Origin of the sequence: Bradyrhizobium sp. AZCC 1588 (assembly GCF_036924735.1) — a bacterium.
In the GTDB taxonomy this organism is placed as follows: Bacteria; Pseudomonadota; Alphaproteobacteria; order Rhizobiales; family Xanthobacteraceae; genus Bradyrhizobium.
The window spans coordinates 4929618-4952461 of the sequence record NZ_JAZHSC010000001.1; the positions used below are offsets into that span (position 1 = coordinate 4929618).

Consider the following 22844-nt stretch of genomic DNA (forward strand, 5'->3'; position numbering starts at 1 on the left):
CAGCGCTCGGATGGCGATGTCGAGAACTCATCTGTTCTCTAACGGGACCATCGCCGACCAACTCGGTCGAGCAGAGGGGGATCGGTCTCACCCACGCCACAGATTGGCTTAGTGGGTCTCAGGACGGTGCTTCCGATTGCAGTGAAGAGGACCACTGTCATCCGACCTCGGTGCGGATCGGACTTCCCGGGAAGTCGAACGTAAGCGGCCGTTGAACGGTTGGGAGGATGTTTCACAAGCTTACCCCCATCAAAATTGGGACGCGGCGAGCAGCAAGCACCATACGAAGTCTCCTATGTGGCGCCGTGATACGTGCGCCCGTGAACGCTGGATCCGTTACAAGCGGATTGCAGTTCCGCGAAACGGCGAGGGCAACGCCAATGCTCGTGTGAATTGAATCGTCGCACAGCACGCGTCACATGACTGCGTTATCAGAGACTTGGGGTTATGATGCATCGCGCCCGGCAATATCGGCCATCCGCTTGCGTAAGCTCAGCGGCCTCATGTCGGTCCAAACATCTTCAATGTGTTGCAGGCAGTCCGTCTTGGTGCCCCGTTTGCCGGTCGCTCGCCAGCCGGCAGGAACGTTCTTGTCTTCACGCCAGATCGAATATTGCTCTTCGTCGTTGACGACGACGAGATAGACTTCATCGCTCGATTGGTTTTCCGCTGTCATCGCGCGACCTCTCCCTGCGCTTGTCGGCCCGGATTCGGTTGATGGAACTTGATCGGAACTTCTTCTCGTCGGGGAACGTTATGTTGCTCTCCCCGATCCATCAGGCGCCGGTAATCCCGTAACCGCTGACGTTGTTCCCAGACAAACGTGCAATCCAGCCGCGCGCTCACGTCATGTCAACCTGACCGGGTATCATCATCAGAAGTTCACATTCCGCGAGCAGCCTTCGAACCTTCGATTGCGCGGGCGGAACATCATCGCCCCGCGAACAGACGATGCGCGGCGAGGCGATGACGAAGTTCGGTCAGCAAGCGGACATTCGGCGATCGATCAGACCGCCGTTCCGAGGAAAATCTGTCTCACCAACACGGATCGGCAGATCATGCGCGCGTGCGCGGGTCTATTGTCTGCCACATGCGGGCGGCGCGGCCGGGATGTTTCGCGCGTGGCCCGAATTGTTGCCGGCGGACATTGAAATTTTCGCTGTCGAGTATCCCGGCCACGGCAGTCGGCTAGGCGAACCTCTACTCGAAACCATTGAGCAGGTTGCCCGCTCGGTTGCCGATCTCGTTGCGGCCGGACCGAGCGAGCCGTATGCGCTGTTTGGACATAGCATGGGCAGCCTGGTGGCATTCGAGGCGTGTCACGTGCTCGCCGCGCGCGGTAGCGCGATGCCTCGGCTGCTGATAGCCTCCGGCCACCGTGCACCGAGGGCACCGCAGTCGACCCCTCCGATGCACGCGGCGCCACATGCGGAGTTTATCGCGCACCTGCGCCAACTCGGGGCTACGCCTCCGGAGGTGTTCAGGTCACCCGACCTTCTCGAACTGGTGTTGCCGATTCTCCGCGCCGACTTCCGCGCCTGCGAAACTTACCGACCACGCGATCGCTCCAAGCTGCGCATCGATATCGCCGCCTATGGAGGGTTTTGCGACGAGGATACTGGCCGCGACGAGTTGCTCGCCTGGCAACAGGAAACGACCGGCGAATGCGTGGTGCGCATGTTCCCAGGCGGTCACTTCTTTGTGCTCGACTGCGCCGACCGGGTCGTCGCCATGCTGGAGCGCGATCTCGCTCAGGCAATCTCGACAGAGCCAGCGACGCCGTGCGTGACAGGATGATCGCTGACCGCGCGGATCAGCCCTTCGACGAGATTTGGCTGAAGGTCTCAGGCTTGCGCGTCCATTGCCTGAAGGCCGGCGCCACCGGCCCTGCGGTGCTGCTGTTGCATGGCTCTGCTTTTGATGCGGCCGGTGTAAGTTTCGCATCGGCTATTTCGGCGCTCGCAACGGGATGCCGTGTCTTTGCGCCGGACCTCCCAGGCTTCGGCGACAGCGATCCAATGCCCGGCGGGTGGGGCTTTGCAGATTATTCAGCGTTCTTGTCGCCGCTAATGGCCGAACTCGGTCTCCAGCGCGCCAGTCTGGCGGGAGTATCGATGGGTGGTGGCATTGCTCTCGGCTTCGCGCTCGAGGCTCCGGAACGCGTTGAGCGCCTGGTCTTGATCGATAGCGCTTGCCTTGATGACGCCCTTCCCGGTGGTCGAGCGACATGGTTCGGCGTGCATGTGCCGGGACTGAGTGCACTTCAGTGGCGCATCCTGGCAAGCAATCGGCGACTGACCGGCTGGGCGCTGCGGCGGGCCACGCCGCATCGACCCGAGCAGGTGACGCCGATGTTGCTCGATCGGGTGATGAGGCTGCTGCGCAAGCCTGGCGCGGCAGCGGCATTGCGGGATTGGGAGCGCCGTGAAGTCGGCTGGCGTGGGTTACGGACCAGCTATGTCGATCGGCTCCCCGCGCTCACGGTGTCCACGTTGATCCTCCATGGCGCCGACGATCCGCTGCTGCCGGTCGCGATCGCCGAGCGCGCGCATCGCCTGATACCCAACGCGCGGCTGGAGGTCATCCCCGACTGCGGCCACTTGGCGCCCCTTGATCAGCCTGCCGCTGTATCGCGCGCGTTGAGCGAATTTCTACTGCCCGCTTGATGTTTGGACTTGGCGCTGAATGCGCGGTGTGGAGTCGTTTGAAATCGGCGGTGCGTTGTTGAGCGGGCAGGCTCATCGAAGCAAAATGCTGCAGCTTGTCGAACCTCGCTCATTGAGGCTCGATACCTGCTTGCTTGATGATGCGCGACCATTTGGCCGTTTCGGCCCGAAGGAAGGCATCGAGCGCAGCGGGCGTGGCTTGCTCCTGCTCGACCGGCGTCATGCTCAACTCGGCGAAGCGGTTGACCAGCGGCGGATCCTTGAGCGCCTTTTGCAGGGCGGCGACCAGCGCGTCCACAATTGGCTTGGGCGTGTTGCGCGGCGCATACATTCCGTACCAGGTGGTAACGTCGAACGCCGGTACGCCAGCCTCTGCCGAGGTCGGCACGTTCGGCAGGGTCGCCGCCCGTTTCTTGCTGGTAATCGCGTAGCCCGGAATGGTACCGGCCTGGATATGGGGCGTCGGTCCGGTTGCAGGATCGCAATAGACGTCGATGTGACCGGCGATGATGTCGTTGAGCGCCGGTCCGCCGCCTTTGTAATAGATCGGGGTGAGCTTTGCGTCGATCGCGTTCATGAACATCAGCCCGCAAAGATGCGAGGCGGAGCCGAGGCCCACATTGCCGTAGGTGACCTTGTCGCCTTGGGCACGCACATAGGCGACAAGTTCCTTCAGGTCCTTTGCTGGAAAATTCGCTCGCGCCACCAGCAGCATCGGAACATCAGTGACGAGACCGATCGGCGCGAAATCGCCAATCGGATCGAACGGAAGCTTGGCATAGAGCGCCGGTGCGGTCGCCTGGCCGACATGCATCAGCAGCAGCGTGTATCCGTCCGGCGCTGCCTTGGCGACGCGATTGGTGCCGATCGTGCCGCCGGCGCCCACGACGTTCTCGATGACAATCGACTGCTTCAGCGTCGCGCTCATCGATGTTCCAAGCAGCCGCGCGATCACGTCGCCGGGTCCGCCGGCCGAGAACGGAACCACGAGGGTGATCGGCCGGTTCGGGTATTCCTGTGCGAAAGCCGGTGGCGCTTGCAACGACAACATTAGCGGCAACAGCAAAATCGTTTTGAAGAACTTCATTGCAATTCCCTATCTGCCGTCGGTCTTTCGAGAAGCGTTGGCCGGGTCCGGCTATTCCTCCGCCACTGCTTTTTCCTTTGAAGCGGATGATTGCTCGATCATGCTGAGCGCGGCCACCGCGGCCGCCTTGACGTGGTCGACGCAACACTGCTCGGCGAGATCCGGATCGCCATTCTGGATCGCACGCCAGATCGCGGTGACCTCGCGCAAGCTCTTGTTGATGCGTTTCGGATGCGACATCGAAGTAATTCGCAGCAGCGTAATGCGGTCGTGCAGCGGTCTGAGCATTCGCTCGATGAAGGCGTTCTGGCAGCCGCCAATCATTGCCGCATAAAAATCCGTCTTGGCTTCCAGGGCGGCGGTCAAGTCGCCCTCGGCGAATGCCGCCTTCAGCCGCGCCAGCGCATTCCCGATTCTGCGCACCACGTCCGGATCGCGGAGACGGGCGCATTCGCGGCCGGCAAATCCTTCTAGCACGGCGCGCGCCGCGTACAGCTGCTTTGCTTCCTCGAGACTGATGGTGCTGACCACCGGACCGCGGTGAGGGACCGTATTGACGAGACCATCCGCCTCCAGCACCCTGAGCGCCTCGCGGATGGACGGCCGGCTCACGCCCATCATCTCGCAAAGCTCCCGTTCGACCAGGCGCTGGCCCGGCTTCAGCCTTCCCGACATGATCGCTTCGCGCAGCTTTTGCGCGACCATCGAGCGAACGGTCGGAACGTCCTCGATTCGAAGCGTGAACTGCAATTCACCGCGTTTGTTCATCGTCTACCGCCCTGGTACCGGCATTGGTTCAATAGCGATTTACGGGCAGAATCATCATCTCTGCAATCGGACATTCGTGCTCATGCGGCGGCCCAGCCTCCATCGATCGGCAGGGTCGCGCCGGTGATGTGCTGTCCAGCCGGGCTGGAGAGGAAAACAACCATCGCTCCGACGCTTTCCATGGCGATGAACCGTCCGCTCGGTTGGCGCGCCGCCAGATAGTCGCGCGTCGTCTCGTCAACGGCCCGGCCTTCGTCGGCTGCAATCGATGCAATCTTTCGCTGGATCGCCGGCGTTGGCAGGGTGCCCGGGCTGATCGCATTGCAGGTGATTCCGCTCGTTGCCGTCTCGATCGCGACGGCCCGGGTCATGCCGAGGATGGCGGTCTTGGTCGTCACGTAGTCGATGCGGTCGGCCACGGCGCGGGTGGAGTAGATCGAGGCCATGTTGATGATGCGGCCCCAATTGCGTGCCTTCATCGCAGGTAATGCCAGGCGGACCAGGTGAAACGGCGCCGACAGATTGACGGCCAGCGCTTCGTCCCATCGCTCCGGTGCGAAATTCTCGACCGGCGCGAAATGCCGGACCACCGCGTTGTTCACCAGGATGTCGATTGCGCCCAGCCCGAGCAGATCGGCCATCATGGCTTCGATGGATGCGCGCTGCGACAGGTCCGCGGCAACGCTCGTCACCTCGACATCAAAGCGGGAGCGAAGCTGGTCTGCCGTCGCTTTGGGGTCGACGAGATCATGAAGGACGATGTTGGCGCCCGCACCGGCAAGGCTTTCCGCTACGGCAAGTCCCAGTCCTGCCGTCGCGCCGGTCACGAGTGCCCGCTTTCCCTTCAGCATCGCGGTTGCGGCTCCGGTTACTTCTTCTGATCCAGCTCGGCGAAGACTTCCCGCGCATTGCGAAAGGCGTCGACGCCGGCCGGCACGCCGCAATAGATTGCGACCTGCATGAACACTTCGCGTATTTCCTCGCGGGTGGCGCCGTTGGTCAGCGCGCCCCGAACGTGAGTCTTGAGCTCGTGCGGGCGATTGAGCGCGCACAGCATTGCGAGGTTGAGGAAACTGCGGGTCTTGTGCGAAAGGCCGTCACGGCCCCACACATAGCCCCAGCAGTATTCCGTCGTGAGGTCCTGCATCGGACGATTGAAGTCATCGGCCGTCGCAATGGCTTTGTCGACGAATTCATCACCGAGAACGCTTTTGCGAATTTTGAGTCCGCGGTCGTAGGTTGCCTTGTCCATGACGGTTTCCAGATCCTTGAGGGTTAGTTCTTGGGCCAGAACGGCTGGGCCAAGGCCAGTTGCGGCGGGAAGACGGTGACGGGTACGCCGGACTGCCACTGCACGATGGTCATGCCGGCGCCGACGCGACGGCCTTTTTCGTCGAACTTGATCTCGCCGAGCGGATAATATTTCGAGGGGCCGCCGTCCATGGAGCGTAACGCGTCGGCGACTGCGACCCGGTCGGCCTTGCCGGCCTTCTCCAGCGCGTCCTTGATGATCCACATGTCGCCGTAGGTGGAGATCGCGTTCTGCGTCATCCACGGTTCCTTGTAGCGGGATTTGAGCTCGGCGATCAACGCCTCGTGCCCCTTGGCGCCCCAGCTAGCGACGCAGGTGAGCACGCCCTGCAGCAGTTCCGGGCTGACGGTCTGCAGCATGTCGGGCTCGGCGATGGCGATGCCGAACGAAATGGTCGGGATCTTGCCTTGTCCCAGGCCAAACTCGTTCATCTTCTCGAGCAGCAGTTTAGCGTCGGAAATCACGGTCGGCAGGAAGAAGAGCAGGTCGGGCCTTGCCGCTCGGACCTTTTGCACCAGCGAGGTGGCGTCGGCGAGCGGCGGGGTGAAGGTTTCGTCGACGATCAGTTGCAGCCCGTTTTCGGCAAGCAGGCCTTCCCGCATCGACTTCGCCGAGGCGACCGATGCACCGGTATTGTCGGTGACGATCGCAACCGTCTTGGGCTTCTTGCCGGAAGCGGTTTCGGCAAGCTTCACGATTTGCGGCAGGGCCTGCTTGGCCTGCGAGCCGGCGGTTGCAGACGTTTGGAAGACGTATTTGAAGCCGCGATCGGTGATCAGATCGGAGTAGGAGAGGGTGAGGACCGGTAGATTGGCGCGCTCCGTCACTTCGGTGACCGCGAGCGTAAACGAGCTCAGATAGGCGCCGCTCGCCGCCACCAGATCTGGCTCCTGCGCCACCATGCGCTGCGCCGCGTTCTTCGCCTTTTCCGTCGTGTCGCCGGAATCGAGGACGACCAGCTTGAGCTTGGCGCCGCCCAGCGACTTCACGCCGCCCTGCGCGTTGATGTGGTCCACGGCCATCTCGGCCCCATGGCGCATCACGAGTCCCGGCCGTGCATAGAGACCGGAGACCGGCACCAGCAATCCAACTTTCACTTCAGATGGTGCTTGCGCCCACGCACGGGGTGCCATTAGTCCGATCGAGGCGCCGGCAAGCAGCGTTCGTCGCGTAATCTTGCTCATGACAATTACTCCTTGAAAATCTCCGAGAGGCTTGTTCAGATCAGGAGGACTTCTTCGGCCAGAAAGGCGCCGCCTGCGCGAGATCGGGCGGATAGACGGTGACGGGCACACCCGACTGCCACTGCACGACCACCACGCCGGCGCCGACCCGACGGCCCTTTTCGTCGAACTTCAACTGACCGCCGGGGTAGTGTTTCGAAGGGCCGCCATCCATTGTCCGGAACGCTTCCGCAACCGCGCGCCGATCGGCCTTGCCGGCCTTCTCGAGCGCCAGCTTCATCAGCCACATGTCGCCATAGGTCGAGATGACGTTCTGCGTCATCCAGGGCTCCTTGTACTTGGCCTTGAGCTCGGCGATCAGATCCTCATGACCCTTCGAACCCCAGTTCGCGACGACCGTCATGATGCCCTGGACGACTTCGGGACTGACGCTTTGCAGCATGTCGGGTTCGGCAATCGTGATCGAGAACGAGACCGTGGGAATCTTGCCCTGGCCCAGTCCGAACTCGTTGATTTTCTCAAGGCCGAGTTTGGCGTCGGATACTGCATTGGGCATGAAGAGCAGCAGGTCGGGACGGGCCGACCTGACCTTCTGGATCAGCGGCGTGGCGTCGGAAAGCGGCGGTGTCCAGACTTCCTCCAGGATCAACTGAAGGTCTTCCTGCGCGAAGATCTTCTCCTTCAGCGCCTTCGCGGTCGCAACCGACGTCGCCGTATTGTCCATCAGCATCGCGACCTTCTTCGGACGCTTGCCCGATGCGTTCTCGGCGAGCTTCATCAGCTCGGGCAGGCCGAGTTCCGACTGCCGGCTTGCGGGTGCCGCGGTCTGGAAGATGTATTTGAAGCCACGCTCAGTGAGCAGGTCCGAATAAGAGAGGGTGAGCATCGGCAGTTCGGCGCGCTCGGTGACCTCGGTGACCGCCAGCGTGAAGGAGCTGAGATATGATCCGGTCGCGGCGACCAGATCGGTCTCCTGCGCCACCATGCGCTGCGCGGCGTTCTTGGCCTTTTCGGTGGTATCGCCGCAATCGATCACGACCAGCTTGAGTTTGGCACCGCCGAGTGACTTGATGCCGCCCTGCGCATTGATGTGCTCAATGCCCATCTCCGCGCCCATGCGCATCACCTGGCCGGGGCGGGTATAGATGCCGGAAAGCGGCACGATCAGGCCGACCTTGACCTCGGCCGGCGCTTGTGCCCGCGCGATCGTCGAAAGTCCTATGGCGGCCGCGCCGGAAAGCACTGTCCGGCGCGTGAGCGACTTTTTGGATGCCTTGTTGGCTTCTCTTTGCTGGCTCATTTTTCCTCCCAATGGCTTGTTGATCGTTTGTTGTCACATGCCGAGATAGGCCTTGCGCACGCGGTCGTCCGCGCGCAAGGTTTCGTTGTTACCTTCGAGCGCGACGCGGCCGGCTTCTAGGACGTAGCCGTGATCGGCGGATTCCAGTGCTTCCGCCACGCGCTGTTCGACCAGCAGGATTGTCAGCTTCGACTGCCGGCGAATCTCGATCAGCCGTTCGAAGATGAAATCGGCTACCGTGGGTGCGAGCCCCATCGAAGGTTCATCCAGCATCAGAAGCTTTGGCGAAGACGCCAATCCCCGGCCGATCGCCAGCATCTGCTGCTGTCCGCCTGACAACGTTCCCGCGAACTGGTCGCGGCGCTCGGCGAGCACGGGCAGCCAGTCGAAGATGCGCTCGATGTTGCGCTTCCAGTCGCGGTGGCCTGCTTCGGTCATCGCGCCCATCTCGAGATTTTCCATCACGGTGAGCGAGGGAAAAACCTGGCGGCCTTCGGGAACATGGGCGATGCCGAGATGGGGACGACGCGCGGGATGAACCGACAACAGGTCGGTCCCCTCGAAGGTGATCGTTCCGGCGCTCGGCCGCACGATTCCGGAGATCGCCTTGAACAGCGTGGTCTTGCCGGCGCCGTTCGGGCCGACGATAGCGACGAACTGGCCCTGTTCGACCTTGATCGAGACGCCGTTCAGAACCGGAATTGCCGAATAGCCGGCGGTCAGCCCTTCAATGTGGAGCATGGGCCACCCATTTCTTGCCGAGATAGGCCTCGATGACGCGGCTGTCGCGCGTGACGGCTTCCGGTTCGCCCTCCACAATGACGGCGCCATGGTCGAGAACGAGGAAACTATCGACCAGGCGGACCATGGCCTGCATGGTGTGCTCGATGATCGCGATCGTCATGCCGTCGCGGGCGAGACGCTGGATCACCGCCACGACCTCGTTGGCTTCGTCATGCCCGAGGCCCGCCAGTGTTTCGTCGAGCAACAGGATTCGCGGTTGCCCGGCGAGCGCGCGGGCCAATTCCATCAGCCGCAACTCCTTGGTCGTGAGTTCGCCGGCGATGCGGTCGGCAATATCGGACAGGCCGACACGCGCGATCGCCTCGGTCGCCAACTGCCTGGCTTCGGCGTCTGTTTTCGCGCGGACATAGGCGCCCACCACGACATTGTCCGAGATCGACATACGCAAGAACGGGCGCATGATCTGGAAGGTCCGGCCGATACCGGCCTCGCAGAGCTCGTGCGGCTTGCGGCCTGACATGTCGCGCCCGTCGAGGAGAATCTCGCCGGTGCCGGGTCGCAGGAATCCGTTCAGCAGGTTGAACAGCGTGGTCTTTCCGGCGCCGTTCGGACCGATGATTCCAAGGATCTCGTTGCGCCGCAGTTTGAAGCTGACGTTCTGGACGGCTTTCAGCCCGCCAAAGGAGCGCGACAGGTTGCGGACTTCGAGCACCACTTCGCCCGCGCCCCTGGATCGTTCCGGACGGGACGGATTGGCGATGGCGGCAGCAGGCTGAACTGGCGCGCTCGGGCTCGCTGCAGCGGGTGAGGTCACTCGCTTCCGCAAGAAATCGCGCAGTTTCCAGAACAGTCCCTCAGGCGCAACCAGGATGACGGATATGATCGCAAGTCCGAAGATCACGCCTTGAATGCCGGGAAAGCGCGAACCTGCTTCTGCGTTGAGCGTTTCGGCAAGCGGGATCAGGATCACGGAGCCGATCACCGGTCCCCAGACCGTTCCTACCCCACCGAACATGGCGACCGTCAGCGCCTGCGCGGAAACCAGCATGCCGAACACCGATTGCGGGGTCACCACCAGCAGCACGACGGCGTAGAAGGCGCCGATCGCCCCGGCAATCGCTCCGCTCAGGGTGATCGCGCGCAGCTTCCAGGCCAGCGTGTTGATGCCGGCTGCTTCGGCCGCGGCTTCGTTCTGCTTGATCGCCAGCAGCGCCATGCCGAACCGCGATTTTTCGATCACCCGGGTGAGCAGGATCGTCCCCAGCATCATGGCGAGCGCCAGCAATGTGTAGAGACGGGGATCCGCAAATTGCATGTAGGCGATCGGATTGTCGCGCTTGATCGGCAACGTGACTTCCTGGAAGCCGAGCCATTCGAACACGTAGAGAATGGCGAGCGGATAGGCGAGCATCGCCAGCGCGAAGTAGTGTCCCGACAGCCGGAATGTCGGAAATCCGATCAGGAACCCGGCGATGCCGCCGAGCATGGCTGCAATCGGGATCAGCATCCACGGCGAAAGGTCGAAATAGATCTGACCGAGCGCTGTGGTGTAGGCGCCAATTCCGAAGAACGCGGCGTGGCCGAACGAGATCAGGCCGGTGTAGCCGCTGAGCAGGTTCCACGACAGGCCGAACACCGCCCACACCGGCACCAGCGTCATCACCAGTTGGTAGTACGAATTGGTGACGCTCAGCGACAGCACGGCATAGAGCGCTGTGAAGATCAGAATGGGGAGGAGCGATCGCAGGTTTTGCATCGTCACGTCCTCTCGACCATGCGTCCGAAGAAGCCTTGCGGACGGAAGAAGATGATCAGGAGGAAGACGACGAAGATCGCGGCGTTCTGCAGTTGCGTCGGCAGCACCAGCGTCGACATCTGCTGCACCAGGCCGATGGTCATGCCGCCCCAGAAGGCGCCGATAATGCTGCCCATGCCGCCGAGCACGACGCCGGCATACATGACGATGACGTATTCGACGCCGACAAAGGGATGAAATGGATAGTTGGTGGCGAGCAGGCCGCCGGCAATCGCTGTTATGCCGGTGCCGAGCGCGAAGGCAACGCGATGCGCGCGATCGACGTCGATCCCCATATAGGTTGCCGCCGTGGGATTGTCGGCTGCGGCCCGCAGCGACTTTCCGAGCCGCGATCGCGTGATCAACAGGGTCAGCAGTATCATCGTTACCAGCGAGACCACAGCGTCGATGCCGCGCGCCTTGTTGACGAAAACACTGATGTCATTGAACAGCGGCCCGAGCTCCCAGGCCGAGCTCGACAGCGGCGTGCGGATCGACGCCAGCACCGAACCGAACACGATCAGGCCGCCGTTCTGCAGGATCAGCGCGATCCCAAGCGTCAGAATGAGCTGGGCGTAGTGACCTTCACCCTCGAGGGAGGTGGTGCGGGTGCCCGATACGCGCGAGATCAGGACGAGATGGATTGCGTAACCGAACACCGCGAGCACTGGACCGGCAAGGAGAATTGCCACGAACGGCCCAAAGGCGTTGCCGAAAGTGGCTTGCACGCCGAGCGCTGTGAAGAAATAGAACGCCGCATACATGCCGAGCATCATGAAATCGCCCTGGGCGAAGTTGATGACCCGCATGACGCCGAAAATCAGGCCGAGCCCGACACACATCAGGCCATAGACCGCACCGATCAGAAGTCCGGCGGTCAAGGCCTGCAGAAAGCCTTCCAGCGCTGCGGTCACCGCTCACCTCGCATCACACGGGAGGATGTGGGTTCTGGGCTTGCTGCCGGCATCATCGGTCCCGGTTTGGTCATTGCGTTCCCTTTTTCTCGTCCAGTCATCACGAAGCTGGCCGGAGCAGCCGCTCTGCCGGTTCAAGCCGGCACTGCTTGGCGATGACGCCGCTGTCCGGGAGCCGTTCGCAGCCGTCGACAAGCTCCTCCAGACCGCGCGCGCGATTACCGCCGATGGCGTCCGTGGCGGCCTGTCGAAAGCGGGTGCGGATTTCCTGCGGCGTGGCCGCTATGACATTGTCGAGGCGTTGCCGGATCGTCTTTCCGTTACGCAGGCCGATCGAGACTTCGGCACCCTGCTGCGCCGGGAAGGCGGCCGTGAAACTGGAATCGCATTGCAGATCGGTTCGTTCGACCAGACGCAGGATTTTGGGGTCATTGATCTCTGCGTAGTTGTCCTCTTCAATGGCGCCGCGGGCAAGCACGGCTGCGACGCTGAAGGGAATGCTCATCTTGGCTTGCAGCGGATTCCGGTAAGGCCCCCGGGAGTCACAGCCGGGATAGCGCGCCGCCGCTTCGGGGACGAGGATCGAAACCGCCTCGATCTCTTCCGAACTATCAAGCTCACGAGCCGCCCGCAACGCGGCCTGCGCCGCGGTTTGCGCAAAATTGCAGGCCGGCGCCGGTTTGTTGTAGACGGCCATGATTTCCGGCTCCGAGCCTGCAAACAATCGGATGCCGGCAGGCGCGCCCTGGCGTCGGTAGGCCGCAAACAATCCAGCTTCGCCTTCGAGGATGGTTTCCGAGGCGGCGGCGCCAGCTTCCGCCAGTTCAATCGCTGCGATGGCGTTGCGGGCGGCAAAGCCCGGATGGAAATACATCTCCGAGCCGCCGGCATGCGGCCACTCATTCAGGCCGGACGATGTATTGGCGGCAATCGAGACCGCGCTCGTCGCAGCATCTTCGGTGAGACCCAGTGCACGGCTTGCCGCGAGGGCTGCTCCCGGCGGTGTGACAAGGCCTGTCGGTCGATAAAGGCGCGCCAGATCGGCGTTGAAGAGGGCTCGCCCGATCTGCGCGCCGGCCTCATAGCCGACGATCGCAGCGGCGATCAGGGTGGCGCCAGACAGCGGCGTTCGTTCCAACAGAGCGAGCAGCGTCGGCCAGATCACGACGCCATGATGGCAGATGCTGGCAGCGTGCATGTCTTCACGCACCAAGCCATGGCCGAGCGTCGCGTTGGCAAAGGCCGCGTCGCCTGGCGTCGCAAGCTTGCTTGTCCCGATGATGGTTGCGCCGTTCTCGGTGTGGCGTGCGATGCCGATCGCCTGCCGGCTCCACGGATGATGACGCGCCTCGAATGCGCAGGAAAGAAAGTCCAGAAGGCAAATCTTGGCCTTGGCGATGACGCGTTCATCGAATCGGTTGAGATCGACGGCGAGCGAAGCGCGGGCCAGTTGCCGCGCCAGAGGCGTCTCGTTCGATCCGCTCGACCCGATCGTCATTGCAATCGTTCCTCGCTCGGCTTTGCCGGATCTTAGCCGCGCATTTCCACGCCGGCCCACTCTTCAAGGACCTTCGCGATCGACGTGAAATCGGACGACGCGCCATATTTGGCGTTGGTGATGGCAAGCATCTGCCGAACCACGGATCCGCACACCATCGGTACACCCATGGCCTCGGCTTCATCGATGCAGAGCCGAACGTCCTTGTAAGAAAGGCCGGTGGTGAAGCCGAAATCGAACGTGCCGGGAAGCACGGCGCGTGGGAACTTGTCTTCGGACGCGCTGTTGCGGCCGCTGCTGGCATTGATGATGTCGATCAGCACCTTGGCGTCGACACCGCCCTTGACGCCCATCGCGACCGCTTCCGACGTGATCACCAGGGCGGCCGCCGCCATCAGATTGTTGGCGAGCTTTGCGGTCTGCGCCGTGCCCGGCTTGTCGCCGGTATAAAACAGCTTTCCGAAGTGTTTTAGGATCGGCTGCACGGTCTCGTAGGTGTCCTTGGGGCACGACACCATGACCGCGAGCGTGCCGTTCACCGCGCCCTTGATGCCGCCGCTGACCGGAGCATCCACCAGCGTCAGGTTTCTGGGTTTAAATCCTTCTGCGATCAGTTTGGCTGCACCGGGGCCGCTGGTGGACAGGTCGATCACGATGCGGGCGCGGTTTCCCGCAATGATTCCGTCAGGCCCTAGTGCGACGGCCTTGACGATGTCAGGGGTCGGCAGGCTCGCCAGCACGATATCTGCCGACGAGGCAACCTCGGCAGGCGATTTTGCAAGGCGCGCCCCGCGCGCGACGAGCGGCTTGGTGGCCTCGCTCTGCGTATCGTAGACGCACAGGGTGTAGCCGGCATCTATCAGTCGCCCGGCCATCGGCCCGCCCATGCGGCCCGTTCCCACGAAGCCGATCGTCTCTCCCGCCATCGTCTCGCTCCCTGTCGTACCGCCCGAGGCGGGCGTTCTTTGTTCTTTTTGCGGCAGGGCTCCCGGCCGCGTTTCGTCGAATGTCCGGATTGTCAGTCAATCTGTCAAGCATAAGATTCTTGTCGACACGCCACGGTGCGCCGGAATAGGGTCGGAAAAACGAGGTCCGAGGAATTCGCTCCGTGCGGCAAGATGAAGCGCAAGGCGCCAGCACAACGCTCGCCGATTTCATTGCCGGCATCGCGTGGATGGATGTCGCGACGCAAAGTCACGAGGCGAAACGCTCGATCCTGAATTTCTTCGCGACAGCGCTGGGATCGGCGAATGATCCCGCCGTTGCCGGCGCGGTGCGGGCGCTATTGCCATTCAGCGGTGGTGCGACATCCGCGGTGATCGGTCGTCCGGAACGGCTCGATGCGATGGGCGCGGCGTTCGTCAACGCCATTTCGGCCAATCTGCTCGATTTCGACGACACCCATCTCGATACGATCATTCATCCAGCGGCGCCGGTCGCAGCGCCCGTGCTGGCGTTGGCGCAAGCGCGAGGGTTTTCGGGGCAAGCCGTTCTCACCGCATTCATTCTCGGCGTGGAAGTCGAATGCCGCGTCGGCAACGCAGTATCGCCGGGACACTATGCGCGTGGCTGGCATATCACATCGACCTGCGGGGTGTTTGGCGCCGCCGCAGCCTGTGCCTGGCTGCTCGGGCTCTCAGCAGGCAAGATCGCAGATGCGATCGGAATTGCGGCCAGTCAGTCCGCGGGGATCGTCGAAAATCTTCCAACCGCGGCCAAGAATGTCAGTGTCGGCAATGCGGCGCGCAATGGCCTGTTCGCGGCGTTGCTCGCGGCCGAGGGCTATTCGGCTTCGCCGCGGGCCATTGAAGGACGGCTCGGCTGGGCTCGCGCCATGGGAGACGAACCAGATCTTGGGCGCCTGACGGGCGGTCTCGGCAAGACTTGGGAGATCGCGAGGAATACCTACAAGCCCTATCCGGCGGGCATCGTGTTCCATGCCGTGATCGATGCCTGCTTCAAGTTGCGGGCAGAATTGAACCGGCGTGTCGATGATATAGCTTCCGTCACGGTGCAGGGCTCTGCGCTCTTGCTGGCGCGCGGCGACCGTCCGGTTCGCAACGAACGCGACGCACGCGTCAGCATTCATCATTGCGTCGCCTGCGCGCTCTTGCTGGGTGCTGCCGGTGTCGTCGAATTCTCCGACGCGATCGTGTTTCGGCCCGACATCGCGGCCTTGCTTCAGAAGGTGGGAGCGGTGCTTGACGCTTCGCTTCCGGATGGCGCCGCGCGAGTCACGATCCAACTGACGTCCGGAGAGACGTTCAGCGAGGTCGTGATGGCTGCAAAGGGAAGTCTTGCCGACCCGTTGTCGGATGGCGATATCGAAGCGAAATTTCGCAATTGCGGGCGGCTGGGTGGAAGCGGATGGGATATCGATCGCATTATCGACGACGTTTGGCGTCTCGACACGCTTGCCGACGTCTCGAGCCTGATGAGGGCGCATGGCTGAGCACGGGTTGAAAAACCGTACTCAAACAATGGAAGGAGCCGATGATGACTGAGTTGTTCGACAAGGGATTGAAGGTCCGCAAGGAAGTGCTTGGCGAAGAGTACGTCAACAAATCCATCGCAGGCGCCGACGAATTCACCCGGACAATGGCGGAGTGGTCGACCGAGTTTTGCTGGGGGGCGTTGTGGACGCGGCCAGGACTCGACCGCCGTACCCGCAGCATCGTCAATCTGGCGATGCTGGGAGCGCTGAACCGGCCCTCACGAACTGAAGCTGCATGTCAAGGGAGCGCTGAAGAACGGCCTCACCAAGGACGAGATCAAGGAGATTCTGCTTCAGGTCGCCGTGTATTGCGGCATCCCTTCGGGCATCGATGCGTTCCGAAACGCGCGGGAAGCGTTCAACGAAGTTGAAACGAAATCCTGACCATGGCCGAACAGGAATACGAACTGTTTGCCATCCGTTATGCTACTCGCGATGCGCGGCGGAGCGAGCATTTCATCGGTGGCGATCCGCATGATGGACCGATGCCAATGGACTATTTCGTGTGGGTGGCGAGGGGCGGAGGTCGTACCTTCGTCATCGATACCGGGTTCAACGCGGAAGTATCGAGCAAACGAAAGAGGACGTTCCTGCGCTGCCCGGTGGAGACGCTCGGCGCGTTCGGCATCAATGCGACCGAGGTCGAGGATGTCATCTTGACACATCTGCACTACGACCATGTCGGCAATTTCGACCGCTTCCCCAACGCGCGGTTCCATCTGCAGGAGCGTGAACTGACGTATGCCACGGGGCGCTTCATGCGATATCCGAGGTTATCGCATTCATTCGAGGTCGACGATATTTGCGGGATTGTACGGCTGAACTATGCGCGACGAGTCTTGTTCTATGATGGCGATGCCGAGCTCGCGCCTGGGCTCACGGTACATGCGGCTGGCGGCCATTCCGCCGGGCTTCAATTCGTTCGGGTCAGGACCCGCCGAGGATTTGTCGTACTCGCCTCCGATGTCAGCCATTTTTACGAGAACATGGCTGCTGAACGTCCGTTTACGACCGCGCTCCACATCGGCGAAATGCTGGAGGGATTCGACCGCCTGCTGGCACTTGCGCCGGACGAAAGTCATATCGTTCCAGGACACGACCCGCTGGTGATGAAGCTTTATCCGTCCCCGAGCCCGCAGCTCGAGGGCGTCGCCGTGCGGCTTGATGCGCCGCCATCGGCCGCTGCGCCCGTTCGCGCCGACTATCTTTCGCGGCATTAGCCTGACATCGATTATCGGCAGACACGAACCTGCTTCACGACACTACGGCCATGATAACCACGCGTGACCGTCCGTGCGGCTTCGACCGATGGCTCAGCCTTACGGCTGTCAAGGAGCGCTCAGTCGTTCGGGGCACCGGCCATGCGACTTGAAGCCGCCAAGACGGAATGGAACCAACGGGTTCGTCAGGCGTCGAATCCCTGCCTCTGGCACTCACACCCCCAAAATTCAAGCCGGAGGAAAACCTACCACCTAGGTTGGCGGTCCTGATGCGCGTACCACCTGGCGCGAGGACCGTTTGCGACCGACGGAGGAGCAAATGAGCAATCACATATCCGAGCGGAGGACGCCCACCGCGGCCGAACGGGAAGCTCGAAAGTTCTTCAGAGACACGGACGCCAAAGCAGCGCTTTCCGAGTATCAACGCGCCCAACAGGCGCTCCATGCAAATCGGGAGCGTTTGAAAGCAGAGCGACTGGCTCGCGAGGCGGTCTCGGATCAGAAGGCCAAGACCTGATCGGAGAAGATATCGCCCCGCAGCGAGGGCGCTGTTCTCCAGCGCCCTACGAGTCTGGGTGGGGCAACAATGTCAATGCTTTGGTTGTCAAACGGATTTCGCCGATCGGAGAACGCCAGCGCACAAGATGATGGCGACGCAAGCGTCATCGCTCCGTGCCCGCTCCGAGTTGAGCTATGGTCAGAGGCCGGACGTCAGTTCCGCCGCTTTAGTCGCAGCGGCGCTCCTTGCGCTTGATCATGCGGCCATCGTCCCTTTCAACTGTGGTGGTCACGGTACGACAACGTTGTCCTCGACCGATGGTGACACCGCCTGGTCCGACGCCTACTGTGGTGTCGGAGTTGTACCGTCGGCGATGGTCCCTATCGTAGTCGCGGTCCCGCCCGACCTGAACATCGACGCCTTGGGCCTTGACCGGAGTGACAAGCGGAGCAGTTGTCAGCACCGCTGCGGCAGCCGCCACGGCAATAGCGATTTTCATCATGGGACAGTTCCTTCCTCTTTCTAATCGAAGAGAACGGGCAAGGGCGCGGAGTGTTCCACCGAGGCAGCCGAGCGCGGGCTGTCAATGGCGCGGCGCGGGGGGCGGGCATGCTACGAGATCGCAATGATCTCAAGTTCCTGGCCGGATGTGCCGACGACATCCCCAACAGTTTTGCCCATCAGAAGCCTTGCCACTGGTGATACGAAGGAAATAGAACCGGCCTTAGGATCCGCTTCGTCCTCTCCCACAATACGATATTTCTGTACGCGCCCATCGTCTCGCCTGAACGTCACCGTGCTCCCAAAGGCGACAGTGTCAGTTGACGTCGGATTGGGGATGATCTGAGCCGCCCGAACTCTCGCCGCAAAGTAGCGCGCATCACGCAAGGGAGTTGCTGCTTGCCGCCTGCGTTCATTCACGTCTTCGATCTTCTGCGCGGTCTCGTACGCCTCGCGAGCCTGTTGGAGCTGAAATTCCAGAGCCTTTAAACCCGCTTCCGTGACAAGGTTCGGATGAGGCGAAACCGGGCGGTCGGGAAGCAAAGTCTCCGACGCAGTTTCGGCACTGTCTTCCTTGGTGAAGGCAACGCTCAAGCTCAGAACTCCTTTTAAGGGAGACATGCAAAATGCGATCGGCGACCAGAGCGCAGACTCGTCAAAGGAACTATAGCGCAGCGCTCAACGGCTTTTGACGGGCGCCATTATCAAGTTGTGTATCACAAGCCCCGTGGCAGTCTTCTGCTGCAGACAGCCACGGCTTGATGCGTGGTATTATCTGAGTGCGCGCTCGACCGTCGCATCATGGAGTCGAGCCGCCGCAGCCTTGCTGCGCCGGCAGTTCCTCGGCATTGGGGTCGCCCGGTGCCGTCGCCCAAGCCAGTTCGACGAGCGTTACGGTCCGCCGACCGGCACCGTCGAGTTGGCAAACGATGAGACCCTGCTCCTCGATGTAGGTCAGCAGACGCCGTGCACGGCGCAACGAATGTGAGCCATAGGCGCGTGCAATCGCTGCATCGCCTGGGCAGGGCCAACCTTCCTTCGCGGCGCGGGCGATCATCATGAAGACGCCCTGCATATCCTCCGGCAGAAGTGAGGCGCGGACCGAGACATCCTGCCACCCATCATCCTCTGCCACATCGGAGCCGAGCCCGGCGCGGGCGCGCGTCAGCATGCGACGGAAATCACCCAGCTCCGGCACGGCCGAACCGAGGCCCTCTATTCGGCAGCGGACCACGAACTCCTGATAGAGGACGCCGATGGCGCGGAATCCGGCCTCGGGTTCCGCCATGACGGCGCGCAGAATACGGTCCACTCGCTCACGCCGCTCCGCCAGTTCCTCAGCGCCGAGCGGCTGCTCCGTCGCTTCGGGACGGATCTCCAGCGCCGCGGCTTTCGCCGCCATGAGCTGACCGAGGAGGTCTGGCGGCGACCGGCGCTGGGGCCGATTATTCTCGGGCGGCGGCGCTGCCAGGATGATGGCGCGTGCGTCCAGTGTCGCTTCCGGCAGAGGCATCAGGCGCGGGGTCGCGTTGCGCGGCGTGGTGTCCGTTGGACCAATGCGCAGCCCCAGCGGACGACGGGAGAGGGCCGGTCCCAGCGCCATGAATTGCCCGCGCTCCAGATCCCGGAAGGCCTCTGCCTGTCGCCGTTCCATGCCCAGAAGGTCGGCTGCGCGCGCCATGTCGATATCCAGAAAGGTTCGGCCCATGAGGAAGTTGGAAGCCTCGGCCGCGACGTTCTTGGCGAGCTTCGCCAGTCGCTGGGTGGCGATGACCCCTGCAAGCCCGCGTTTGCGGCCACGGCACATCAGGTTCGTCATGGCGCCGAGCGACAGCTTGCGCGCCTCGTCCGAAACCTCGCCGGCGACTGCCGGCGCGAAGAGCTGCGCCTCATCCACCACCACCAACATCGGGTACCAATGGTCGCGGGCGACCTCGAAAAGCCCACCGAGGAAGGCGGCGGCGCGCCGCATCTGGTTCTCGGCGTCGAGCCCCTCAAGATTGAGCACCGTGGAGACGCGATGGATGCGCGCTCGCTCGCCGGCGACCTGCAGGCCCCGCTCGGTATGGTCCTCGGCATCGATCAGGAGGTGGCCGAACCGGTCGGAAAGCGCCACGAAGTCGCCTTCGGGGTCGATGATGGTCTGCTGCACCCAGGGGGCACTCTGTTCCAGCAGCCGGCGCAACAGATGGGATTTGCCGGAACCCGAATTGCCCTGCACCAGCAGGCGGGTCGCCAGCAGTTCCTCAAGGTCCAGGTTAGCCGGGGCGCCTGCCGTCGTATGTCCCATCTCGATCGCAACGGTCATGTCTCGACTCAAAATCTTCCTAGGCGGGCGGGCTTAACAACCCCATCGCAGCCCGTCGAGCACCCATGGCCGACCACTCGGTGTTCTCCACGGCTGGTCGAACGCCATCAGCCCAGATGGACGCCGACCTAGCACACTTCACGCACCGCAAGCGGCTGCCGAGGTTGTGGACGAAGGTTTTCGGCGAGCGCGTGAGCGCGGCGAGATCGACATCGTTCGGTCTGCGACCTGTATCGACGACAAGCGCATGGCCATTCGTCGAACGGCCGATATTGGCACAAAGCTGCCCGATTCGACGGGGCGGGGTTTGGCCGCTTCGCCCCGAAGAGAGCCATGCGGCGCGTGCTCATAAGCGCCGTTTGATACCCGATCGGCAATGGACTGATAGACGGCCGGGCGTTCTCATAGAGGCGGGCCTGATCCTCCGCCAAGTGTTCGATCGTGTTTATCGCATCCTGTTTTGATTATTTCTGGCGAGAGAATGGTACGATGCTGCGGGCATGTCGGCGCGGGCTCCGCGGCTGGGAACGGTTCGCGCTATTTCCTTTCGACGTGGGCACGGATCGCGTTTGCGTTTGCATCGATCCAGCCGTGCCTGCGGGCTTGCTCGATCATGTCGGCATAGGCCGCCTCCCAGGCCGCGTCATCCGGTCGACCGGGCAGTGCAGGGACAAGGTCGATGGGGACGAGCGCATTGCGGTCATCGACGAAAGTGATGCTCTCGATCGAAGCAGGTCGGACGCCGGTCGTGCCTTTCAGCACCAGCTTGAAATTGCGAAAATCGAACGGCTCTGCGAGGCGTACGCCGCCTTCGGGTGTGCATTCCACGATCACCTCTCAATTTCCTTGCCGAGGCCGGAGTTGCGGGTAGCGCTCGATCGGCGCGCAAACGCCGGCGCAATTATCGCGATGCCGTCAGTACGCAGATAGCGACCGAAGCTCGCCGTGAAAATTGACGAGAGGGACGCCATCACCGTCCCGCGTCGCAACGATCCTCCCGATGAAGATACCGTGCGTGCCGACCACCTGATGCTGGTGCAGCACACATTCCAGTGCGCAGATCGATGTTCGTAAAACCGGCACGTCCAGGATTCCCTGATTCCAAGCCGCGGTCTCGAACCGATCGACACCCTTCACACCGCCACGACCGGCGAAACGCAAAGCGAGGTCGTGCTGGGCCATGCCGAGGAGGCTGACGCCAAAGTGGCCGCTGTGGAGAATTGCGTCATGAGTCTCCGAGCTGGTATTGATGCCGACCAGCAGGCAGGGCGGATCGATGCAAAGCGACGTAACCGAGCTCACCGTCGGCGCGGCGGTGCGCCATGCCGCTGCCGAGCTCGCCCGTCAACCCCAGCGCAAGAAACTTTTGTTGGTGCTGACCGATGGAAAGCCCAACGACGTCGATCATTATGAAGGCCGCTTTGCGGTCGAAGACACCCGCACGGCCGTGCGGGAGGCCCGACGTTCCGGAGTTGCGGTGTTCGGCGTCACGGTCGACGCAAACGCCCAGTCCTACTTTCCCACGCTGTTCGGGCGCGGCGGCTACGCCATCGTCGGTAACATCCGTCGACTGCCGGCGGCGCTTCCAGCGATCTACCGGCAATTGGCCCGCTGAAGCGGGCTGCCCAGCGACGCGCCAAGTAACTATTCGTCCCACGGGTTGAATAGCCGCATGCCAAATGACGTAAAATCCTTGATGTTGCGCGTGACCAGCGTGAGGTCTTTGGCGAGCGCGGTCGCCGCAAAGAAGCCATCCATAATGGCCAGCGCAACTCCGCTTCGACGGCTCTGCGCCATTAGGTCGCCCCAGTGCTCGGCAACCGCGTGATCGATCGGCAGGATCCGCTCGGCAAAGCGTGCAGGCAAATCGTCGGCGAGCCAGGCGGTCAACGCGGCGCGTCGGCGGCCGTCGTCCATCAACGCAATGCCGCGCCGAAGTTCAGCGATCGAAGCGACACTGATGAACACCCGGTCCTCGTCGACGGCATCAAGCCAGCCGAGCACCTTCAGATCGGGCGCCGGTCGCTGCACCTCCGACAGCACGTTGGTATCGAGCAGGAGGTTCACAGCGTCACGTCACGCGGCGTGTCGCGCTGGCGGTCCAGCTCGAGATCGGCGCCACGCAGCGGCGATGCGAGCAGGAACTCGGCCAGGGTGCCTTTGCGCGCGGTCTTGCGCGCCCATTCCTCGGCCGAGACGATCACCGCGCTCGGCTTGCCGTTACGGGTGATGGTTTGGGGGCCGGCCTGGGCACGATCAACCACCTCCGAGAGCCGGGCCTTGGCACCCGCGAGAGTCCAGGTGCCGCCAGGGGACGGTGAGGAGGATGTCTTGTTGGCCTTTGTCATGCCCAAACCTTAAGTGACCAATATGACTATCGTGACTATATATTGGCCGAATGCGCCCGCGCAATAGGTAAGTTACGCTTCAGAAAGGGTAATTCGCCCATGGGAGAAACGGTGCTGCACGCATTCCTGCCTCGGCGCGGATCCCGGCAGCCGCCCGCCGTGCGCTTGGCTTTGGCCTCCAATCGGCGCCCAAGGCAAATTCGAAC

At 62.4% G+C, this 22844-nt stretch carries 25 protein-coding genes and 2 pseudogenes; 8 read left to right on the forward strand and 19 right to left on the reverse strand.

Annotated elements, in window-relative coordinates; genetic code table 11:
• Positions 1-445: 445 nt before the first annotated feature.
• The gene (locus V1277_RS22970) at positions 446-676 is read right to left on the reverse strand and encodes an MbtH family protein (protein WP_334418231.1); all 231 of its coding nucleotides are present in this window, start codon (positions 674-676) and stop codon (positions 446-448) included.
• 275 nt (positions 677-951) lie between these two features.
• Between V1277_RS22970 and V1277_RS22975 the strand changes: the two genes are divergently transcribed.
• Both V1277_RS22975 and V1277_RS22980 read left to right on the forward strand, forming a co-directional pair.
• Entirely contained in the window at positions 952-1797 is an 846-nt protein-coding gene (locus V1277_RS22975; protein ID WP_334418232.1) for a thioesterase II family protein, read from the forward strand.
• Positions 1798-1892: 95 nt separating this feature from the next.
• Positions 1893-2666: an alpha/beta fold hydrolase gene (locus tag V1277_RS22980; protein WP_334418233.1), complete on the forward strand. Its 774-nt coding sequence runs from the start codon at positions 1893-1895 to the stop codon at positions 2664-2666.
• Positions 2667-2775: 109 nt separating this feature from the next.
• Here V1277_RS22980 and V1277_RS22985 read toward each other — a convergent pair whose 3' ends face one another.
• The 11 genes from V1277_RS22985 to V1277_RS23035 form a co-directional block, all read right to left on the reverse strand.
• Positions 2776-3753, reverse strand: a complete 978-nt coding sequence (locus V1277_RS22985; RefSeq protein ID WP_334418234.1) for a tripartite tricarboxylate transporter substrate-binding protein — start codon at positions 3751-3753, stop codon at positions 2776-2778.
• Positions 3754-3804: 51 nt separating this feature from the next.
• On the reverse strand, positions 3805-4521 hold the full coding sequence (locus tag V1277_RS22990; RefSeq protein WP_334418235.1) for a GntR family transcriptional regulator: 717 nt from the start codon (positions 4519-4521) through the stop codon (positions 3805-3807).
• Between the two features lie 80 nt (positions 4522-4601).
• Positions 4602-5372: an SDR family oxidoreductase gene (locus V1277_RS22995; RefSeq protein WP_334418236.1), complete on the reverse strand. Its 771-nt coding sequence runs from the start codon at positions 5370-5372 to the stop codon at positions 4602-4604.
• 17 nt (positions 5373-5389) lie between these two features.
• Positions 5390-5773, reverse strand: a complete 384-nt coding sequence (gene pcaC / locus V1277_RS23000) for a 4-carboxymuconolactone decarboxylase (protein WP_334376848.1) — start codon at positions 5771-5773, stop codon at positions 5390-5392.
• 23 nt (positions 5774-5796) lie between these two features.
• Positions 5797-7017: an ABC transporter substrate-binding protein gene (locus V1277_RS23005; RefSeq protein WP_334418237.1), complete on the reverse strand. Its 1221-nt coding sequence runs from the start codon at positions 7015-7017 to the stop codon at positions 5797-5799.
• Between the two features lie 40 nt (positions 7018-7057).
• The gene (locus V1277_RS23010) at positions 7058-8317 is read right to left on the reverse strand and encodes an ABC transporter substrate-binding protein (RefSeq protein ID WP_334418238.1); all 1260 of its coding nucleotides are present in this window, start codon (positions 8315-8317) and stop codon (positions 7058-7060) included.
• A 33-nt stretch (positions 8318-8350) separates the two neighbouring features.
• Positions 8351-9058, reverse strand: coding sequence for an ABC transporter ATP-binding protein (locus V1277_RS23015; RefSeq protein WP_334418239.1), 708 nt, complete (start codon positions 9056-9058; stop codon positions 8351-8353).
• Positions 9045-10817, reverse strand: a complete 1773-nt coding sequence (locus V1277_RS23020; RefSeq protein ID WP_334418240.1) for a branched-chain amino acid ABC transporter ATP-binding protein/permease — start codon at positions 10815-10817, stop codon at positions 9045-9047. Before V1277_RS23020 ends, V1277_RS23015 begins: the two co-directional genes overlap by 14 nt.
• A 2-nt stretch (positions 10818-10819) precedes the next feature.
• A complete protein-coding gene (locus V1277_RS23025) occupies positions 10820-11770 on the reverse strand; it encodes a branched-chain amino acid ABC transporter permease (RefSeq protein ID WP_334376843.1) in 951 nt (316 codons plus the stop codon).
• A 100-nt stretch (positions 11771-11870) separates the two neighbouring features.
• Entirely contained in the window at positions 11871-13268 is a 1398-nt protein-coding gene (locus tag V1277_RS23030; protein ID WP_334418241.1) for an MmgE/PrpD family protein, read from the reverse strand.
• 32 nt (positions 13269-13300) lie between these two features.
• Positions 13301-14251 (reverse strand): NAD(P)-dependent oxidoreductase, encoded by a 951-nt coding sequence (locus V1277_RS23035; protein ID WP_334420437.1) that lies wholly within the window; start codon positions 14249-14251, stop codon positions 13301-13303.
• A gap of 125 nt (positions 14252-14376) precedes the next feature.
• Between V1277_RS23035 and V1277_RS23040 the strand changes: the two genes are divergently transcribed.
• From V1277_RS23040 to V1277_RS23055, 4 genes and pseudogenes are all read left to right on the forward strand, one after another.
• A complete protein-coding gene (locus tag V1277_RS23040; RefSeq protein ID WP_334418242.1) occupies positions 14377-15720 on the forward strand; it encodes an MmgE/PrpD family protein in 1344 nt (447 codons plus the stop codon).
• Positions 15721-15761: 41 nt separating this feature from the next.
• A pseudogene (locus tag V1277_RS23045) lies at positions 15762-16146 on the forward strand (carboxymuconolactone decarboxylase family protein).
• 2 nt (positions 16147-16148) lie between these two features.
• Positions 16149-16982, forward strand: a complete 834-nt coding sequence (locus V1277_RS23050; protein WP_334418243.1) for an N-acyl homoserine lactonase family protein — start codon at positions 16149-16151, stop codon at positions 16980-16982.
• A gap of 319 nt (positions 16983-17301) precedes the next feature.
• On the forward strand, positions 17302-17499 hold the full coding sequence (locus V1277_RS23055; protein ID WP_334418244.1) for a hypothetical protein: 198 nt from the start codon (positions 17302-17304) through the stop codon (positions 17497-17499).
• A gap of 208 nt (positions 17500-17707) precedes the next feature.
• Here V1277_RS23055 and V1277_RS23060 read toward each other — a convergent pair whose 3' ends face one another.
• The 3 genes from V1277_RS23060 to V1277_RS23070 all read right to left on the reverse strand — a co-directional run bounded on the left by V1277_RS23060 (position 17708) and on the right by V1277_RS23070 (position 20290).
• On the reverse strand, positions 17708-17983 hold the full coding sequence (locus V1277_RS23060) for a hypothetical protein (protein WP_334418245.1): 276 nt from the start codon (positions 17981-17983) through the stop codon (positions 17708-17710).
• Positions 17984-18093: 110 nt separating this feature from the next.
• Positions 18094-18576 carry a transcription elongation factor GreA gene (gene greA / locus V1277_RS23065; protein ID WP_334418246.1) on the reverse strand — a complete coding sequence of 161 codons (483 nt, stop codon included), beginning with the start codon at positions 18574-18576 and terminating at the stop codon, positions 18094-18096.
• A gap of 205 nt (positions 18577-18781) precedes the next feature.
• On the reverse strand, positions 18782-20290 hold the full coding sequence (locus V1277_RS23070) for an ATP-binding protein (protein ID WP_334418247.1): 1509 nt from the start codon (positions 20288-20290) through the stop codon (positions 18782-18784).
• 65 nt (positions 20291-20355) lie between these two features.
• Between V1277_RS23070 and V1277_RS23075 the strand changes: the two genes are divergently transcribed.
• The gene (locus V1277_RS23075; RefSeq protein WP_334418249.1) at positions 20356-20754 is read left to right on the forward strand and encodes a hypothetical protein; all 399 of its coding nucleotides are present in this window, start codon (positions 20356-20358) and stop codon (positions 20752-20754) included.
• Positions 20755-20827: 73 nt separating this feature from the next.
• Here the strand turns inward: V1277_RS23075 and V1277_RS23080 are convergent, their stop codons facing one another.
• Both V1277_RS23080 and V1277_RS23085 read right to left on the reverse strand, forming a co-directional pair.
• Positions 20828-21118: a hypothetical protein gene (locus V1277_RS23080; protein WP_334418250.1), complete on the reverse strand. Its 291-nt coding sequence runs from the start codon at positions 21116-21118 to the stop codon at positions 20828-20830.
• Positions 21119-21205: 87 nt separating this feature from the next.
• On the reverse strand, positions 21206-21592 hold the full coding sequence (locus V1277_RS23085) for a flavin reductase family protein (RefSeq protein WP_334418251.1): 387 nt from the start codon (positions 21590-21592) through the stop codon (positions 21206-21208).
• Position 21593: 1 nt separating this feature from the next.
• On the opposite strand from V1277_RS23085, the pseudogene V1277_RS23090 reads away from it, so the two are divergent.
• Positions 21594-21905, forward strand: a pseudogene (locus V1277_RS23090) (VWA domain-containing protein); the annotation flags it as partial.
• A gap of 29 nt (positions 21906-21934) precedes the next feature.
• Here the strand turns inward: V1277_RS23090 and V1277_RS23095 are convergent.
• Positions 21935-22357 (reverse strand): type II toxin-antitoxin system VapC family toxin, encoded by a 423-nt coding sequence (locus tag V1277_RS23095; protein ID WP_334418252.1) that lies wholly within the window; start codon positions 22355-22357, stop codon positions 21935-21937.
• Entirely contained in the window at positions 22354-22638 is a 285-nt protein-coding gene (locus V1277_RS23100; RefSeq protein WP_334418253.1) for a type II toxin-antitoxin system Phd/YefM family antitoxin, read from the reverse strand. Before V1277_RS23100 ends, V1277_RS23095 begins: the two co-directional genes overlap by 4 nt.
• Between the last annotated feature and the right edge of the window lie 206 nt (positions 22639-22844).

Coding starts and splice junctions, on each gene's coding strand:
- V1277_RS22970 (WP_334418231.1), bottom strand. CDS start 676: ATGACAGCGGAAAACCAATCGAGCGATGAAGTCTATCTCGTCGTCGTC.
- V1277_RS22975 (WP_334418232.1), top strand. CDS start 952: ATGCGCGGCGAGGCGATGACGAAGTTCGGTCAGCAAGCGGACATTCGG.
- V1277_RS22985 (WP_334418234.1), bottom strand. CDS start 3,753: ATGAAGTTCTTCAAAACGATTTTGCTGTTGCCGCTAATGTTGTCGTTG.
- V1277_RS22990 (WP_334418235.1), bottom strand. CDS start 4,521: ATGAACAAACGCGGTGAATTGCAGTTCACGCTTCGAATCGAGGACGTT.
- V1277_RS22995 (WP_334418236.1), bottom strand. CDS start 5,372: ATGCTGAAGGGAAAGCGGGCACTCGTGACCGGCGCGACGGCAGGACTG.
- pcaC (WP_334376848.1), bottom strand. CDS start 5,773: ATGGACAAGGCAACCTACGACCGCGGACTCAAAATTCGCAAAAGCGTT.
- V1277_RS23005 (WP_334418237.1), bottom strand. CDS start 7,017: ATGAGCAAGATTACGCGACGAACGCTGCTTGCCGGCGCCTCGATCGGA.
- V1277_RS23010 (WP_334418238.1), bottom strand. CDS start 8,317: ATGAGCCAGCAAAGAGAAGCCAACAAGGCATCCAAAAAGTCGCTCACG.
- V1277_RS23015 (WP_334418239.1), bottom strand. CDS start 9,058: ATGCTCCACATTGAAGGGCTGACCGCCGGCTATTCGGCAATTCCGGTT.
- V1277_RS23020 (WP_334418240.1), bottom strand. CDS start 10,817: ATGCAAAACCTGCGATCGCTCCTCCCCATTCTGATCTTCACAGCGCTC.
- V1277_RS23030 (WP_334418241.1), bottom strand. CDS start 13,268: ATGACGATCGGGTCGAGCGGATCGAACGAGACGCCTCTGGCGCGGCAA.
- V1277_RS23050 (WP_334418243.1), top strand. CDS start 16,149: ATGGCCGAACAGGAATACGAACTGTTTGCCATCCGTTATGCTACTCGC.
- V1277_RS23055 (WP_334418244.1), top strand. CDS start 17,302: ATGAGCAATCACATATCCGAGCGGAGGACGCCCACCGCGGCCGAACGG.
- V1277_RS23060 (WP_334418245.1), bottom strand. CDS start 17,983: ATGATGAAAATCGCTATTGCCGTGGCGGCTGCCGCAGCGGTGCTGACA.
- V1277_RS23070 (WP_334418247.1), bottom strand. CDS start 20,290: ATGACCGTTGCGATCGAGATGGGACATACGACGGCAGGCGCCCCGGCT.
- V1277_RS23075 (WP_334418249.1), top strand. CDS start 20,356: ATGGCCGACCACTCGGTGTTCTCCACGGCTGGTCGAACGCCATCAGCC.
- V1277_RS23100 (WP_334418253.1), bottom strand. CDS start 22,638: ATGACAAAGGCCAACAAGACATCCTCCTCACCGTCCCCTGGCGGCACC.